Here is a 17087-nt window from a genome sequence, read left to right as displayed (position 1 = left end):
TCGAATTGACCGTTTTGTTCAATTGGTCAAATTTACGAATAAAATAAGGATTATCCATATTTTATTTCCTTCTATAGGGATAATCCCTTAATTAAATATAGTTCAAACAACGCTGCAATCGCTTCTTTATCTAAAGGTCTATGCGTTCTTTCCCAATCAACAATTAAACTAATATACATTTTAAGCATAATAAACGCTGTCAACTGGGGATCACATTCCTTGATATACCCTTTGGTGATTGCTATCTTTAGTCTCCAAGAAATAAAAGCGATAATTGCGTTTTCTACTTCTTGCAACATTTCTATTACAGCCGGTGTTCTCATTTCCTGTTCCTCTTGAAATAGTTTAACCATCAATTGATGTTCACGCCTAAATTCTAACACTTGGTAGAGAACAAGATGAAGATTCTCTGAGAATGAAAGTTCTGGATTAATTGCAGCTAGTGCTTCGTTCTCCATCTCTTCAATCATTTTGCCTATGATTTCTTTAAATAAGTCTTCTTTATTTGCATAATACGTATAAATAGTGCCCTTGCCGACGTTGGCAATCTTGGCAACTTGATCCATTGTCGTCGCTTTATAACCAAATAAAGAAAAGGACTTTGTTGCAGCATCAATGATTAGTTTTTTACGATCGACAGCCATTTTCCACCCCTCTAATTCTGACCGAATAAGCGAATTGGTCATTTTGTAAGATGATTATAACAAATCGTGACAGAAATTGCAAAACAGCATTAATATATGATGTATTTAAATGAACTATAAATGAGATAACTCCTAACCATCTATCCCTTTTCCAAGGCTCAGAAGCATTTAACCAAAATTTAAAAGTAAGTCAGTAAAAATTACAGTTTTGTGATATAAATATGCCGGACAATAGACTTCTATTGAAGAATACAGTATAGTTACCTAGGTAACTATTTTTTTCAAGAGGTGGTTCGAATTGGAGGAATCTGTGTTTTTTCAAAGAAACCTGCAGTTTTCAAGGTCATATACGAAAAAACTGAATGGAAAGTTAGTAGGGATAGGATTATATTATTCGCAGTGGAGTATTGTTTATTGTTTAAAACAAATAGGCCCAGTCACACTTGTGGAGATAAGTAATCATTTTGACGTGGAGAAGCCAACGATATCACGTACGGTAAATCGACTAGCAGAGCAGCGGTTGATTGAAGAAGTACCAAGCAATGACAAGCGTGAGCGGGTGGTTCAGCTGACTGAAAAAGGATTGGAAGTATATGAGAAAGCCGTCCTTATTGTAAGTGAATTCGAAAAGTCATTAATTGCGGGGATACCGGAAGCAGATATAGATACAGCGTTTCGAACGATTCAATTATTAAAGGAAAAGCTTTAGATCACTTAAACAACGCAAAGCTTTTAGGTGGATTGCCATCATTATACTTATCAGGGAAGAAGTATGGATTTATTTTAATGTTAGTAAGGAGAGAAAAAATGAAACAAAAACCTAAATTATGGACCAAAGACTTTGTCATGGTCTCTGCTTCGAATTTTTTACTGTTTATATCATTTTATATGTTAATGGTGACATTAGCTGTATACTCGATTGAGAAATTTAGTGCCTCGCAAAGTCAAGCAGGTCTTGCATCGAGTATTTTTGTCATTGGGGCGGTACTCGTAAGGCCGATTGCTGGGAAAACAATCGAAAAGATTGGTAAAAGGAAGTTACTGCTCTTTGGTCTGATTTTATTCTTAGTCATGATGTTATTTTATTTTCCAGTGAATAATTTGGCTCTATTATTACTCATCCGCTTTATCCATGGATTTGCTTTTGGGATTAGTACAACGGCAACCGGAACAATCGTTGCAGATCTTATACCACCTGAAAGACGTGGGGAAGGTATGGGGTATTTTGCAACAAGTACCAATTTGGCTATGGCAATTGGCCCATTCTTAGGGCTGTATATTAGCCAAAACTTTGAATATGATATGATCTTTATTTCCACGACGGTTTTCTCTGTTGTTGCTTTAGTTGCAACGCTTTTTTTACGTGTTCCAAAACTTGCGTTTGTACCAGATGAAAGCGAAGCTGAAAGGGGCTTCCGACTAAGCGATTACTTTGAGAAAAGCACGATTGGGATTGGTATTCTTGTTGCTATCATTGGGTTTTCATATTCCAGCATTCTATCCTTCTTTACTGCTTATGCCGCGGAAATAAACTTAGTTGATGCAGCGAGCTTCTTCTTTGTAATGTACGCAGTATTTCTCCTGATTTCCAGACCATTTACTGGCCAAATGTTTGATCGATTGGGTGAAAATGCTGTTATCTATCCGTCGATTCTTCTGTTTGGAATCGGAATGTTCACTCTAAGTCAGGCAAGTATTGGAATCACATTACTCCTAGCTGGGGCAATTATCGGAGTTGGAATCGGTACGTTCCAGTCGAGTGCTCAAACGGTTGCCATTAATGAGGCTCCAAGACATCGAATCGGTTTAGCTACTTCAACCTATTTTGTGTTCTTTGACACAGGGATAGGGGTAGGTCCATTTCTCCTAGGATTTATTCTGCCATTGATTGGATTCCGCGGATTATATGCAAGTATGGCTGCTATTATCCTTATTTGTCTCTTTGTCTACTATGTTGTCCATGGCAAAAAGGCATCTGCGAGAAAGAAGGCAAGGGGATTGTAATGCCATAGATATTATAGGAAAAGAGGCGATCATTAGTGTTATTGATGATTGCCTCTTTTGTTATTTGCATGTTTTAATCCCGAATTAACTGGCTGTAAGAACCCTGTTGATTGAAGTCTCACTTTATATAATCCAACTCAATTATTTTAGAATATTCACCCCTGATTGATATTATCATTAGAGGAAATCCTATAACAAAGTTAAAATAATAGATGAGATAGAATTCTATTTCAATCTATACTGGAGGTAATGAAATGACAAATGTAAAAGACTTCGAAAACAAAGTAGTTTTAATTACTGGGGCAGCTACAGGTATTGGTAGAGCAACAGCACTTGCTTTTGCACGTCGTGGTGCTAAAGTGGCTATTGGTGATGTTGATGAACGTGCAGCAGAAACGGTTCAATTCATTGAAGAAGAAGGCGGAGAAGCAGTATTCTTCAAAACAAATGTAGTTGACTCTGAAGAAGTGCAAGCATTAGTTGCGAATACTGTCGAACACTTCGGCGGACTACATCATGCGTTTAACAATGCAGGTGTATTAAGCAAACCTAATAAATTTGCCGATATTCCAGAAGATGATTTTGACAAAGTTATTGCGGTAGATGTTAAGGGAGTATTTCTTTCCATGAAATATGAATTAACACATATGCTAAAAAACGGCGGCGGGACAATTGTCAATACAGCATCTGTTGCTGGTTTGATTGCTGACCCTGATATGGGACCATATGTAACTGCAAAACATGCAGTAGTTGGTATGAGTAAGTCAGCAGGTTTCGATCATGCAGACCAAAATATCCGTGTTAATGCGGTTGCACCTGGATTAACTGAAACGCCGATGACACAAGTTTGGAAAGATGATGCAGATAAATGGAAAGAAGTTACATCAAATGTCCCAATGAGACGTGCAGCAAAACCAGAAGAAATCGCAGAGATGGTTGTTTTCCTCTCATCTGATGCGGCAAGCTTCACAAATGCACAAGTATTTACAGTAGATGGTGGTCAAACTTCTCATTAATTAATATATCTGAGGATCACAGGGACAAGGTTGTCCCTGTGGCTTGCTCTATTAAAAAGTATTATTTATCAACGGGACTATATTCGTGTACCCAAACCTTCATTTCCGGAAGCCAAGGCATTTTTGCGTGTGCATGCATGGACGTTATCGTTTCTTTGTATGCATCTAGATTTGTATAACCCTCTTGCTGTGCTTGTTCATCCGTCAGCTCGCCAAGCGTCTGTCTATATAGTGCATCAATGACAAACGTTTTACCATCCAACTCCATAATTTCACCTGGATATGCATAGACACCATTCCTGCGTGTAGCTGTTTTCTTTCCGTCTAATACTTTTTGGATATCCGCTGGTATCGTGACTAGCCGTTCAATGGAGCACGTTTTTTTAGGATATTCATTCATCATTATTCCTCATTTCATCTATTGATTTCTATATTCTATCATAACGATTCCCAATGAATTTTGCCAGGATTGTTTCTTTACTGCAATGCATCATTTCTTTTAATGTTAAAAGTGCCTAAAAAGATACTAAACTTCAATATTAGTGATATAATTTAAGTTAGAATATTATAACTGATTCAGAAAAGGCGCTACACTTCAAATGTTGATGTAAACGCTTAAACGGAAGTGGCTACATCTTTTCTGTAAATATCATGGGATAGGGAAGAGATATAAATGAGCAGACAACCGAAGAAAACAAACGTTATCTTAATTGGTGCCGGGGTCATGAGTGCGACATTGGGCACCTTACTAAAGGAATTAGCACCAGAGTGGGAAATCAAAGTGTTCGAGAAACTCTCAACACCTGGGGAGGAAAGTTCAAACGGCTGGAATAATGCGGGGACGGGGCATTCCGCGTTGTGTGAGCTAAACTACACACCGGAGATGTCGGATGGATCAATCGATACTAGCAAAGCATTAACAATCAATGAGCAGTTCCAGGTTTCCAAACAGTTTTGGTCATATCTAGTAAATCATAAACTAATCGAAAATCCACAGGATTTTATCATGCCATTGTCACATATGAGCCTGGTACAGGGGAAAAAAGATGTAGCTTTTTTAAAGAAGCGTTTTGAAGCGCTATCAAACAATCCATTATTTGAGGGAATGGAGTTTTCCGATAATCCGGAAAAACTGATGGAGTGGATTCCCCTTATTATGAAAGAACGTACATTGAGTGAACCAATTGCCGCGACAAAGGTAGATTCTGGCACAGATGTCAATTTTGGCGCACTAACCAGTATGTTATTTGATCATCTAACCAATCATGGTGTTGAGGTCAACTATAGACATAGTGTGGAGGATATGAAGCGCACTGTGGACGGTTCATGGGAAGTAAAGGTACATGATACGGGTGGTGGAAGACTGGAATACCATACAGCGGATTTCGTATTTATTGGCGCAGGTGGTGGAAGTTTGCCACTACTTCAGAAAACAGATATTCCTGAGTCAAAACATATCGGTGGTTTCCCTGTAAGTGGGCTATTTCTGGTAAGCGATAAACCAGAAATTGTCGAGCAGCATCATGCAAAGGTTTATGGAAAGGCGAAGGTCGGTGCGCCGCCGATGTCTGTTCCGCATTTGGATACTCGCTATATTGATGGCAAAAAATCGGTGCTATTTGGTCCATTTGCCGGATTCTCGCCGAAGTTCCTCAAGACTGGTTCCTATCTTGATTTAATTGGTTCTGTGAAGCCAAATAACGTCTTGACGATGCTGTCAGCAGGTGCTAAAGAGATGAAATTGACGAAATACTTGATCCAACAAGTGATGCTGTCGAGTGAGAAGCGTATAGAGGAATTGCGTGAATTTATTCCAACTGCAAAAAGCGAGGATTGGGATGTCGTGGTAGCAGGTCAACGAGTGCAGGTAATTAAGGATACCGAGGCCGGTGGTAAGGGAACCCTTCAATTTGGTACCGAAGTCGTTACTGCAAGCGATGGTTCAATCGCTGCATTGCTTGGGGCTTCGCCGGGTGCGTCTACGGCGGTGTCGATCATGCTTGAAATAATGCAGAAATGCTTCCCGCAATATATCAATGCATGGGAATCAAAAATCAAAGAAATGATTCCTTCATACGGCCTGTCATTATTGGAAAACCCGGAGCTTATCCGTGAAATCCATGCATCAACAGCACATGCGCTAGGGTTAGATGTGGAAGGGAAACAAGTAGAACAGAAGAAAGACACATTACAAGAAGCATAAAGTGAAACTTCGTGAAGTGGGGGTAATATCCGCCCCCACTTAATGTTAGTTGAACAGAATCGGAATTTTGACTTTCTGTTGATTCCCCACTTACAATTCTTGATTGTTCTCGGATTCTTTTCGTTAAGTGTCTTACAGCCAGGCAATTCGGGATAAACTGCCATTTTGGCCTTTATGCTTCTTCTTTTTATGGTAGTAAGGGTCTAGATTCTTCCCCTCTAATCAGCAGCCATATTCCAAAGCCCAGCTCTCCTACAATCATCGGCAAAATAAATATAAAATTAAGTATTGCAATGAAACTATCATACTGCGGAAGAAACGTTTCGGACAGATGAATAACAATATAGCCGATCGAAGCTAGCAATAATAAAATGCTGATAATCTTAGGAATGGTATTTGACTTTAAAGCCACGTAGCCTACAACTAAGAGATGCCCACCGAAAATAACTATTCCAATTGACCAAATCAATTCAAACCCTTCGAGAGACATCATCATCAGTGCTTGAACTTGTTCCGTTTCGAGTAGTGATAAGTAATCTATAACGTTTGAGCTTGAGAGCACCAATACAAATATTAAATTAAGAATGGCAATACCCAAGATTGCTGAATAAATGAGTCGGAGCCACCCACTGAGAAGTGCAAGGCTTTTATTGATTGGCGCAAGGAATATATAAATAGCCCAGGCAACCACTATATCGCTAATTAGGATGATAAGCCAACCAAAGATTTCGGCTTTAAAAAGATTCCTTGATGCCATGATATTTTGGTATGTTGTGCTTGGATCACTTTGCACTACAAGACTTTCATGGACAAATGCGTAGGAAAAGCCTGAGACAATTGCCATAATGATAAGCGAGACACCTATAATGAATGCAGTTTTACGCCGATCTGATTGTTCTGTTTCAGTGATAGTCATAAGTTACCCTCCAATATACCATTCTTTATTTTCATTATATTGAAGATGGTGGGGCGAGTCATTGACTTAAGTTAAGTCGAAGAGAAACATGCGAAAAATTATAAATAACCCATTACAGCAATCTTGACCTTTTTAGGTTATAAGACAAATATCCCCTGAAATTAGTGGGAACACAACTCACTTTGCTCAATAAAAAAATAAAACCCGACGTGAACGATTTGTGTTCACAGCCGAGTTTTATTGTTGCTTATTATAAGTTTTCCTTAATCTTATTAATTACTTCATCATATTCCCCATCTGATAAGTAAGTCTTGCCTAGGTTCATTTCGAAGGTAGATCCCCAATTTTCCTTGCCTTCATACTTAGGAACAACATGCATATGTAAATGATGCAATGTATCTCCATATGCCCCGTAATTGATTTTGTCAGGATGGAATGCTTTGTCCACAGCTGCTGCAACCTTCTTTACATCGCTCATAAATGCTGCTAACTCATCCTGATCAAGTTCAAATAATTCCTTAACATGGTCCTTATATACAACATTACATCTGCCAGCATAGGTTTGTTCTTTAAACAGAAAAACCGTAGAAACATCGAGCTTGCCAATTTCAATCATCAGGTCGTCTCGTCGTTCATCTTCCATACAATACATACAATCTTTATTCAATTCCATGTTTAACAATCCCCTTGTCTAAATTAGATTCTGTACTTTATTATTGTATCATTTGAAGGGGCATGTGGTACGGGTTTGGCCTCTTAATGATGAAGAATATTATTGGAAGATGCGATCGATTGCTTTTGTTTCATCATTTGTTAACGTAACATCAAGTGTTTTCAAATTGCTTCGTACTTGCTCAGGGTTCTTAGCGTCAGGAATAATCGTGTCGATCGTATCTCTTGGAACTGGGTGTCTTTATTATATTTTCCCGCAATCCAGCCATTAGTGGGGAGAATTGGCAAATGGTTATATCAACTGTAAATTAGAAACAATCAATGTGCTCTCTGTCGTTCTTGGATTATTATATAAAGAAAATAAAGTTAGGGGCAATAAGGTTGTAAGGTGGATGCCAGAAATTGAAGGGCTAATCTTTTCGTTCATTCGCTATTTTTTCTACTTCTTTGATTGAAAGTCCTGTTATTTTTGCAATCAGTTCTAAATTTAGACCCTCGTTAATGGCCTTCATTATTAGTTCAACTTTTTCTTCCTCTCTGCCTTCTTCTCTACCCTCTCCTCTGCCTTCCTCCCGTAAAAGATCAGCGATACTCATTATTACCTCACTCCCCTCAGGATAGTCTTTTTCAATTCTTTCCATAATAGTCTTTACCTCCTCTGAAGTGAAATTTGTTTTAGCGCCAAAAATATAACGCATCATCGTCTGGAAATAATCCATCCCTGTTTGCAAATCGTCTATTTCGTATAAGTAGGAAATAGCTCGTTCAATCGACATTATGAGATCTTCTCCATCCTTTGTCATTATATCCCGAAACAAAGTGAGGACAATCCTCAATTGTGCCATTCCCTTAATTTCTTCATCTGTATATGTTGAAAGATCATACAGTAAATATTCATAATCAGGAATAAACTTTTGAATTTCTTTTGGAAGCCTCTGATATCCTAATATCATTTCCCCCAATGTGAGCGTGCTATTCCAGTCTTCCTTTCCATGATAAATGACCAACGGCAAAATTACGGGTAGTTCAGTAATTTGCTCTTTCTTGATTTTAGCATCCCAAATAGAGATCATATAGCGTAATAATTGAAAGGAGATATCCTTGCTGCTATAGCTTTTATGCTCAAAAAGAAAGTATATAAATCCGTCTTTCTCCTCAATATTGACATGGAAGAGTAAATCTGAAAAGTCCTCTGCCAGTTCCTTGTTAATAAAGCTGTCTTTTAGCAGCTCAAATGTAGTCACATCAATTATTTTCAGTAGATTATGAGGTAAATAATGTGCTAAAAAACTCTGGGCTACCTCGACATTTCCAAACGTTTCTTTAAACATCTTATCATGTGGACTTTGTATTTTCATCTAGTTACCATCTCCTTTATTTTACAGTATTATTCTGTAAAATAACAATAAATAGAGAATAGAACATGATGATGGATAAGTCAAAATCCTATATAGCCTATGTTTGTAACACAAAATCGCGGTTTGCAAGTAGAAAATGGAAGTTTGTTTCTGCAAATTTATATTTCCGTAATTTAACTTGTCGCAAATTAGCATTTTGGAGCAATAAAAAGATTTTTAAAAAAGAACTGCATTTTAGTGAGATTATCTGACATTTCGATTAAACTAGAAGTTAGGTGGTTTTGAGGGGATGGGATTTTGTGGCAAATAAATTAAAGAAGCAGAAACATAAAGTAGCACATTTTGGGAAGACAAGATATATGTGGATCTTTGGTATGCTATGTGTCATTGGATTATCAACGAAGGCATATATCGATACGAATATTTTTAAAGTAAATCGAATTGAGTTTTATAGTAACAAAATACCATTGGATTCCAAGCTCACCATTCTTCAGCTTAGTGACTTACATAACAAAGTCTTTGGAGTAGATAATGAAACATTGATCGACACTGTGAAGCAGGCAAACGCGGACATTATTGTACTGACGGGTGATTTGATTGACAGAGGTACAAATGATTTTGGTCATGTTTTTTCACTTGTTGAGAGAATAACCGCAATTAATCCGAATGTATTTTTTGTTTCTGGTAATCATGAGTGGGGAAATGCGTCTACTGAAGCCTTTATAGAGGGTATTGAACAGCGAAATGTTACGATTTTAAACAATCAAAGTACTGAACTTACAGTGGGAAACGTAACACTGAATCTAGTAGGAGTCGATGATGCTGCAACGAAACATGAGGACCTCAACCTAGCATTTGCTAATGTAGATCAAGCAAGCTATACGATATTGCTTTCCCATTCACCAAGCATTTTGGATAGATACAGGGCTATCCCAGCTGACTTAATTCTCAGTGGACATACTCATGGCGGGCAAGTAAGGCTTCCATTGATTGGTGCTTTAGTTGCACCAGATGAGGGATTTTTTCCTGAAATGGATAAAGGGATATTTGAAATTGGTGTAAACCAGTTTCTCTATATTGATAGTGGACTTGGTACAAGTATGGCGCCAATCCGATTTCTAAACCAAAGTCAGGTTAGTTTGATTGAAATTTCTAGGGAGAAATAAGCGGAGTATATGAAGGGGAAGAGCAAACCATATAACATTAAATCGCTGACTAGAATGTAGATTTTCCAAGGAGGAGTGCCAATTGAAGACAACATTGAAAGCGAATAAGAGACCAGCTTTAGTATTAATCATTTTGATATTCATTGCTGGACTACTTGATATTAAATATAAAGGATTATTTTATAAATCATTGCCTAATTCAATTCAATCTTATTTAACGGATATTCGTAAATAATTGGTATTACTGCTTCACGAACGTTGACAAAAGCAACTTGATTCGGCAATTCTAAGCCAATAAGTGTGATTTTTCACAGAGTGATTCATTTTACAGTATAATAAGTAGAGATAGTTAGATTGGAAAGGAAGTGTTACCGGGAGTGAAATCAATTGTGGTTAAGGATTTGGTTCGTGAGTTTTCACTAGAAATATTAGCAGGAGAAGATCAAATTGACCGAAAGATTACAACTTCACAGACACATCGTCCGGGTCTGGAATTTATTGGTTACTTCGACTTCTTTCCAATGGAACGGGTTCAAATACTCGGTTTGAAGGAAATTACATATTTGCATCAGTTAAGTCATAGCGAACGTCAGCTGCGGATTAGAAATGTTGTTCATTATCATCCCCCGTGCTTTATTGTAACAGCAGAACAGGAGGGATTGATGTACCTCAAGCAATTCTGTATTGAAGAGGGAATTCCGCTGCTGCGAACCAAGGAAGATACGACAGATTTTATTGCAAAAGTCGATGCATATTTGACAAGGTCCTTAGCACCAGAGATCGCGGTGCATGGTGTTTGTCTCAATGTATTTGGGATTGGCATCTTACTTCGCGGGGAGTCTGGAATTGGTAAGAGTGAAACGGCACATACGTTAATCGGCAGAGGGCATCGGCTCGTGGCTGATGATATGGTTGTTCTGAAGAAGCTCAGCCATAAAACGATTCTTGGTACACATAATCAGATGAATAAGGAGTTTCTTGCGCTGAGAAGTATCGGGCTATTGAATGTGGTACGTGTATATGGGAGAAAGGCTTTTCAGGATGAGACAAGGATTGCGCTCGATATTGAACTAACAGAGTGGAAAAAGCATACATTGAACAATGAATTGGAGCTAGAAACGAGCTATACAGAGTATATGGGTGTGCCGATTCCACATATTGAAATTCAACTCCAGCCAGGACGTGATGTGGCAGGCTTGATTGAAGCTGCGGCAAATAATTGGTATTTGAAGCAGCAGGGATATAGTGCGGCGGAAGAGTTTATTGGGCGAATTGAGTCGGATGACTCAAATAATAAATAATGATTTGATTACATTGAAATGCGTATTAAAATGAGGAAGGATGTGCAAAGCGGTGGATGTCGAAACAGTGATGCAAGAGCTTGAAGCCCTAAACAAGGAACGAATGAAAAAAATGTACATATCCAATGGTGCTGTGGAACCGCTCTTTGGCGTGGCAACAGGTGCCATGAAACCGATGGCAAAGAAAATAAAAGTAGATCAACCTTTAGCTGAAAAATTGTATGATACAGGTAACTATGATGCAATGTACTTTGCGGGCATTATTGCAGATCCAAAAGCCATGACGGAGTCGGATTTTGATCGTTGGATGGATGCTGCGTATTTTTATATGCTGTCCGATTATGTGGTTGCAGTAACATTGTCAGAGTCAAGTATTGCACAAGATGTTGCTGATAAATGGATTGCAAGTGGTGATGAGCTGAGAATGTCGGGAGGATGGAGTTGCTACTGCTGGCTTTTAGGAAATCGTCCTGACAACGAATTTTCCAAAAGCAAAATTTCCAATATGCTTGATATTGTGAAAGATACGATTTATGATGCGCCAGAACGAACGAAAGCTGCAATGAATAATTTTCTCTACACCGTGGGGATTTCATATTTGCCACTGCATGATAAGGCAGTCGGTACCGCAAAGGAAGTTGGTACAGTAGAAGTTAAACGAGGGAAGAAAAAGAGCAGTATCTTAAATGCTTATGAAAGTATTCAAAAGGAAGTTGATAGAGGGAAGCTTGGGTTTAAACGTAAATATGTAAGGTGTTAAAAAAGTAGCATCACATCTTGGTGCTGATAGAAGCTTTCTAATAGCTTAGGAAACTATAAAATCGGGCGCTGTAGATAACTAAATTACCGAGAACAGCCACGTCCAGCTCCAGCGCTAAAGCTGTAGCGAGACTTCCCTCACCTCCGTATACTAAGTCAACCGCTTACGCTCCCAAAGAGTTTCCTTTATCTCAAAAGGCAAGGAGAAGTTCGACTAAGTTCGCCTCGTCCTGTGGCAACGTCTAACCTACCTCATGTCCGTGAGGCGCAGTCCGTACATGGCTCAAACTAGCTATAAGCTTTTGTTCTTAAAGCTATTGGAAGAAGACCTTGGAAAATATACTGCGTTCATAACAAGCAAGCAGGGTTTTGGAGTAGCTAAATGTGATGGCAAATAATAGAAAGTGAAAAACGCCCAGATAATATTCTGAGCGTTTTTCACTTTCTATTTATATATTACGCAATATAATCTTCTCTTTCAATGTGTCTGTCTTCCGCTTTAATATAATATTTCCCCTTCGTAGCGATTGCGATAACAACGGTGAGAATCGCTGCAAGAATCGCTGCAAAGAATGCGGCAGTACTTTGCAAAAATGTACCTAAGAAACCAAGTGCGGCAATCGTACCTAATCCACTTGCGACAATCAGGGAAACAACACCAACCGGATTCCATTTATATAAATTCCGTTGTTGGTCTTCGTAATAGCCGGGCCCAATCTTCAGGATGCGTTTAACGAATAGAGCATCCGTTACGAGAATCGCTGCCCATGTTAATAGAAATACCCCTTGGAATGTCATTACTGTTTCCAGGTGATTGACGATGCCGCCAAGCATTAAGACTATCGATGCGACGCCTGTGACAACAACCCAAAAACGGCGTCCTGGTTTAAATTTGAAAATGTTTTCAAAGAAGTTTGATAGTGATAGTGAACCACTATAAATATTCGTTATGTTGATTCTTACTTGTGTTATCATTGTGAATAATGCTCCCCAAATACCAAGAAGCATTACAATATATATTCCTGGGTTAGGCTCACCTAAACGAACACCAAACCATATTCCTAGACCTCCCATGACTCCGAAACAGAAGATTTGTGGGACGAATCCAATTGCGAATATGCCAATTTTCATATCTTTTGGTTTAAGAAAACGAGCATAGTCAGAAGCAAGTAATGGTGTTAAGCCCATAATACCGTGCTGCATGCCAATGCATAGTAATAATGCGCTTCCGCCAACTTGAACGCCCTCTGGCATGTAAGACCAGAAGCTTCCTTCATAAGCAGAAGGTATGCGTGTAGCCATAATGATAGCTGCTATTAGGAAAATGAAGAATAGTGGCAATGACCACTTTTGCAGTTTATCCAATTGTTTAATTCCAAACCAATTTAATGGAATAACAATGGAACCGAAGACAATAATTAATGCCCATTGTGGGATTACTGGAAAAAATTCGTGAACGGCAGTGACTAAAATCATGCCTTCTAACGCACAGTACATAATAAAGTTAGTAGCGTAAATAAGCGAGGTTAATGATGCACCAATATAGCCGAATCCACCGCCTCTGGATAATAAATTAACATTCATGCCTGACTTTGCAGATAAGTAAGCGATAAATGTTCCTAATATACCAGCAACAATGATTGCATAAATGGCAGAAATAATTGCATTAATTGCACCAAATTGAAGTGCCATTACACTTCCCATTTGGAAATAAAAAATAGCTGTTGCAATACCAAAAGTGATATTGGTAATACTTAGCCAGCCCATGTTTCTCTTATCACGAGGGACCCTATCTAATGAATAATCGTCACTTCCATTATCCTCTACTCCGTGATCTGTATATTCAACAGATCTCATAAATATCATCTCCACTTCTTTGTTAATAATTTCACAAGTTATATTTATGTTTTTTGTGCTCTGCTTCACAAAAAACAACCTAAATTAGTATAACATGTATTCTCAAATGAAGCAAAAAAGCATCAAGCTTTTTTGTGTTTTGTCAAGTTTTTACTTAGTATTTTTTAATAAAGTTTTTTCTGTGCAAACTGCATTTTTCTAACGGAAATATACGGATGTAACAACAAGCAAAAAAAGGCGCAGAGTACCTTGTAATTGAATCAAGGTACTCTGCGCTAGTAATGAAAAACCTATTTCCATTCATACGGTGTTTCCTGATATACATAGTAATTAAGCCAATTGGAAAATAATAAATGGGCATGTGAGCGCCAACGATTCAATGGCTTCTCTTCTGGATTATCGTTTGGAAAATAGTTTTTCGGAATATCTGTTTCTAGCCCTTTATTTATATCACGATAATATTCATCTGCAAGGGTTTTATTGTCATACTCTAAATGACCGGTTACCATTACATGCTTCTCATCCTTAGATAACATAAGAAATGGTTCGCCATCTTCCGTTAGAGCAAGGGGAATCAGTTTCTCATTAGCATTTATTTCCTCAATGGAGAGACTTGTGTAACGAGAATGTGGTGCTAAGAATTCATCGTCGAATCCTCGTACAAGTCTTACAGTCGTGTCTGAGATTGCATGATTAATCACTCCAGTGCACTTGCGAGGCAACTCAAATTTCCCAATTCCATAATGATGATAGAGAGCAGCCTGGGCCCCCCAACAAATATGCAAAACAGATGTAACATGTGTTTCCGACCAATCCATAATTGCCTTCAGTTCTTCCCAATAATCCACTTCCTCGAATGGTAGCTGCTCAACGGGAGCACCTGTAATGATCATCCCATCAAATCGAGCTTCACGTATATTATCAAATGTGTCATAAAATTGGTTCAAATGGGATTGGCTCACATTTTTTGAATCATGGGAAGCGGTGTGTATTAGTGTCACATTGACTTGTAACGGCGAATTACCTAATAGTCGCATTAATTGCGTCTCCGTTCGCTCCTTTTCGGGCATAAGGTTAACGATAACAATTTTTAACGGACGGATGTCTTGGGTATTCGCTCGATTCTCATCCATGATGAATACATTCTCTTTTTCCAAAATATCACGTGCAGGTAACTGTTTCGGAATTTTTATTGGCATTTTCTTATAATCCCCCTTCGATCATTGCAATCATTATAATGTAATTTTCCGATAAGTTCTATTGATTTGGGGTGATAATTTCGAAAATGCTGATATAATTGGGAACACGCTGATATATATGGTGAACACGCTGATATATGATGAAAAGTGGCTGATATCCCTCGTGCTTCCGCCGATTTTCGACAAACTTCGGGGGAACAGGCACCTTAAAAAACTATAGGGAGTGGGCGTAATGAATAAAATTATGATTGTAGAGGATGATCCGAAGATTGCGGATCATTTGCGAAATCATATCCAAAAATATGAATTCGAGGTAATGAAGGTGATGGTTTTTGACCATGTAATGGAGGATTTCCATCAATATTCGCCTGATCTTGTATTGCTTGATATTAATCTTCCGAGCTTCGATGGCTACTATTGGTGCAGGCAAATTCGTAAGGAATCGATTTGTCCGGTTATATTTATTTCAGCTAGGATTGGTGAAATGGATCAGGTGATGGCCATAGAGAATGGCGGCGATGATTTTATCACAAAGCCATTTCATCCGGAAATTGTGATGGCAAAGATTCGCAGCCAACTCCGCCGTGCATATGGGGAATATGCAGCAAAAGTGGAAGAGAGGGTACTGGAAAGAGATGGACTTCGATTCTTCCCGGAAAGATTAGAGCTTACTTTTGCCGAAAAAGCTGCATCCCTATCTAAAAAGGAAGCAGACATTATTGAAAGTCTGCTGGATCGTTATCCACGGGTGGCTGGACGTGAGGATTTACTGGAAAAATTATGGGATGATCTAGCATATGTCGATGAAAATACGCTTAACGTGAATATTACAAGAGTACGGAAGAAATTCCAATTGATTGGGATTGAGGATGCGGTGGAAACCGTCCGTGGTGCAGGCTATCGTCTACATGTTTCCTGGACGAAGGAGGACAAGTAATGAAGCTCTTTTTCAATGAACATGCACCATTGATTGTACTGCAAGTATTCCAGTTTATCATTATTGCATCGATCTACTGGCTTGATGGGTATCATGAGATTAGCGCAGCAATTTATGCGATTTTCCTTGTACTCTTTTTTCTTAGTTGTTATCTCCTATATAACTACTATAGTCGGCGTAAATTCTACCAGCGGCTTAGTGAACCACTCGAAAAATTGGACGATTCCTACCAGGATACAGATTTATCACCTATTTCTAAAGCCCTCGATTCGTTATTAAAGGATCAATATCGTCACTACATAAAGGGAATCAAGCATTTAGAATCTGAGCAGGAGGAGCATCGGAAGTTTATGGATCAGTGGGTACATCAAATGAAGACGCCACTGTCGGTTATAGAACTTTCCGCGCAAAATCTGGATGAGCCGGAATCCTCCAATATTCGTGAAGAAACAGAACGAATGAAAAACGGATTAAACACCATCCTTTATATGGCGCGTCTCCGAACGATTGAGCAGGATTTTCATATAAAGCAGGTGTCTTTAGCTGATATTGTGAATGAAGTAAATGGGGAGAATAAACGCTTTTATATACGTAACCAAGTCTATCCTAAGCTGCAGGAGAAAACGAAAGGTATCAAGGTGGAAACCGATGAGAAGTGGCTGTTTTTTATGCTCTCACAGCTTATTAGCAATGCAGTAAAATATTCAGCAGGTAAAAGCAGCAGCATTGTGATTTCCATTTACGAACGTGATAAAGCTGCCGTGCTAGAAGTAAAGGATTTTGGAGCTGGTATTCCGAATACGGATCAAAAACGAATTTTCAATCCCTTTTATACTGGGGAAAACGGAAGGAAGTACCGAGAATCTACGGGAATGGGGCTATATTTACTGAAGGAAGCGGCGGACCATTTAGGTCATCACATTGAGCTTGAATCAGAGGTTAATCAAGGGACAAGCATCCGAATTATCTTCTCAGAAACACAGAACCTTACAGTACTGTAAGGTAATTGAAAGGCGAATCGATAGTTCAGGAAGAGTGATAGGCGCTATACTAAT

The 17087-nt window shown here is 38.6% G+C and carries 17 protein-coding genes; 10 read left to right on the top strand and 7 right to left on the bottom strand.

What is annotated here, in order from left to right; all coding sequences use genetic code 11:
• Positions 1–71: 71 nt before the first annotated feature.
• Entirely contained in the window at positions 72–644 is a 573-nt protein-coding gene (locus CWR48_RS19045; protein WP_115774867.1) for a TetR/AcrR family transcriptional regulator, read from the bottom strand.
• A gap of 310 nt (positions 645–954) precedes the next feature.
• Here CWR48_RS19045 and CWR48_RS19040 point away from each other — a divergent pair, with 310 nt between their 5' ends.
• The 3 genes from CWR48_RS19040 (at position 955) to CWR48_RS19030 (ending at position 3664) form a co-directional block, all read left to right on the top strand.
• Positions 955–1353: a MarR family winged helix-turn-helix transcriptional regulator gene (locus CWR48_RS19040; RefSeq protein ID WP_170140814.1), complete on the top strand. Its 399-nt coding sequence runs from the start codon at positions 955–957 to the stop codon at positions 1351–1353.
• A 98-nt stretch (positions 1354–1451) separates the two neighbouring features.
• A complete protein-coding gene (locus CWR48_RS19035; protein ID WP_115774865.1) occupies positions 1452–2648 on the top strand; it encodes an MFS transporter in 1197 nt (398 codons plus the stop codon).
• A gap of 254 nt (positions 2649–2902) precedes the next feature.
• Positions 2903–3664 carry an SDR family NAD(P)-dependent oxidoreductase gene (locus CWR48_RS19030; protein ID WP_115774864.1) on the top strand — a complete coding sequence of 254 codons (762 nt, stop codon included), beginning with the start codon at positions 2903–2905 and terminating at the stop codon, positions 3662–3664.
• Positions 3665–3725: 61 nt separating this feature from the next.
• Here the strand turns inward: CWR48_RS19030 and CWR48_RS19025 are convergent, their stop codons facing one another.
• Positions 3726–4064: an ASCH domain-containing protein gene (locus tag CWR48_RS19025; RefSeq protein ID WP_425453919.1), complete on the bottom strand. Its 339-nt coding sequence runs from the start codon at positions 4062–4064 to the stop codon at positions 3726–3728.
• 273 nt (positions 4065–4337) lie between these two features.
• Here CWR48_RS19025 and mqo point away from each other — a divergent pair, with 273 nt between their 5' ends.
• Positions 4338–5867 (top strand): malate dehydrogenase (quinone), encoded by a 1530-nt coding sequence (mqo, locus tag CWR48_RS19020; protein WP_115774862.1) that lies wholly within the window; start codon positions 4338–4340, stop codon positions 5865–5867.
• Between the two features lie 187 nt (positions 5868–6054).
• Here the strand turns inward: mqo and CWR48_RS19015 are convergent, their stop codons facing one another.
• The 3 genes from CWR48_RS19015 to CWR48_RS19000 all read right to left on the bottom strand — a co-directional run bounded on the left by CWR48_RS19015 (position 6055) and on the right by CWR48_RS19000 (position 8813).
• Positions 6055–6783 carry a DUF4386 domain-containing protein gene (locus CWR48_RS19015; RefSeq protein ID WP_115774861.1) on the bottom strand — a complete coding sequence of 243 codons (729 nt, stop codon included), beginning with the start codon at positions 6781–6783 and terminating at the stop codon, positions 6055–6057.
• A 250-nt stretch (positions 6784–7033) separates the two neighbouring features.
• Positions 7034–7456 (bottom strand): HIT family protein, encoded by a 423-nt coding sequence (locus CWR48_RS19010; protein WP_115774860.1) that lies wholly within the window; start codon positions 7454–7456, stop codon positions 7034–7036.
• A 409-nt stretch (positions 7457–7865) separates the two neighbouring features.
• The gene (locus tag CWR48_RS19000; protein WP_115774859.1) at positions 7866–8813 is read right to left on the bottom strand and encodes an Rpn family recombination-promoting nuclease/putative transposase; all 948 of its coding nucleotides are present in this window, start codon (positions 8811–8813) and stop codon (positions 7866–7868) included.
• Between the two features lie 299 nt (positions 8814–9112).
• On the opposite strand from CWR48_RS19000, the gene CWR48_RS18995 reads away from it, so the two are divergent.
• From CWR48_RS18995 to CWR48_RS18985, 4 genes are all read left to right on the top strand, one after another.
• Positions 9113–9979, top strand: a complete 867-nt coding sequence (locus CWR48_RS18995; RefSeq protein WP_245976865.1) for a metallophosphoesterase — start codon at positions 9113–9115, stop codon at positions 9977–9979.
• A gap of 82 nt (positions 9980–10061) precedes the next feature.
• Positions 10062–10214, top strand: coding sequence for a hypothetical protein (locus CWR48_RS20555; protein WP_170140813.1), 153 nt, complete (start codon positions 10062–10064; stop codon positions 10212–10214).
• Between the two features lie 142 nt (positions 10215–10356).
• A complete protein-coding gene (hprK, locus tag CWR48_RS18990; protein WP_115774858.1) occupies positions 10357–11280 on the top strand; it encodes an HPr(Ser) kinase/phosphatase in 924 nt (307 codons plus the stop codon).
• Between the two features lie 52 nt (positions 11281–11332).
• Positions 11333–12040: a DNA alkylation repair protein gene (locus CWR48_RS18985; RefSeq protein ID WP_115774857.1), complete on the top strand. Its 708-nt coding sequence runs from the start codon at positions 11333–11335 to the stop codon at positions 12038–12040.
• A 455-nt stretch (positions 12041–12495) separates the two neighbouring features.
• On the opposite strand, the gene CWR48_RS18980 is transcribed toward CWR48_RS18985, so the two are convergent.
• Both CWR48_RS18980 and metA read right to left on the bottom strand, forming a co-directional pair.
• On the bottom strand, positions 12496–13896 hold the full coding sequence (locus tag CWR48_RS18980; protein ID WP_115774856.1) for a purine-cytosine permease family protein: 1401 nt from the start codon (positions 13894–13896) through the stop codon (positions 12496–12498).
• A 290-nt stretch (positions 13897–14186) separates the two neighbouring features.
• Positions 14187–15095, bottom strand: a complete 909-nt coding sequence (gene metA / locus CWR48_RS18975; protein ID WP_115774855.1) for a homoserine O-acetyltransferase MetA — start codon at positions 15093–15095, stop codon at positions 14187–14189.
• Between the two features lie 232 nt (positions 15096–15327).
• On the opposite strand from metA, the gene CWR48_RS18970 reads away from it, so the two are divergent.
• The gene (locus CWR48_RS18970) at positions 15328–16032 is read left to right on the top strand and encodes a response regulator transcription factor (RefSeq protein WP_115774854.1); all 705 of its coding nucleotides are present in this window, start codon (positions 15328–15330) and stop codon (positions 16030–16032) included.
• Positions 16032–17033, top strand: a complete 1002-nt coding sequence (locus CWR48_RS18965; RefSeq protein WP_115774853.1) for a sensor histidine kinase — start codon at positions 16032–16034, stop codon at positions 17031–17033. Before CWR48_RS18970 ends, CWR48_RS18965 begins: the two co-directional genes overlap by 1 nt.
• Positions 17034–17087 lie beyond the last annotated feature (54 nt).

It is taken from the genome of Oceanobacillus arenosus (assembly GCF_003369575.1).
Lineage (GTDB): Bacteria > Bacillota > Bacilli > Bacillales > Amphibacillaceae > Oceanobacillus > Oceanobacillus arenosus.
Note: the sequence above shows the minus strand (reverse complement) of the source record. Positions and strands in the feature narration are given on the sequence as shown.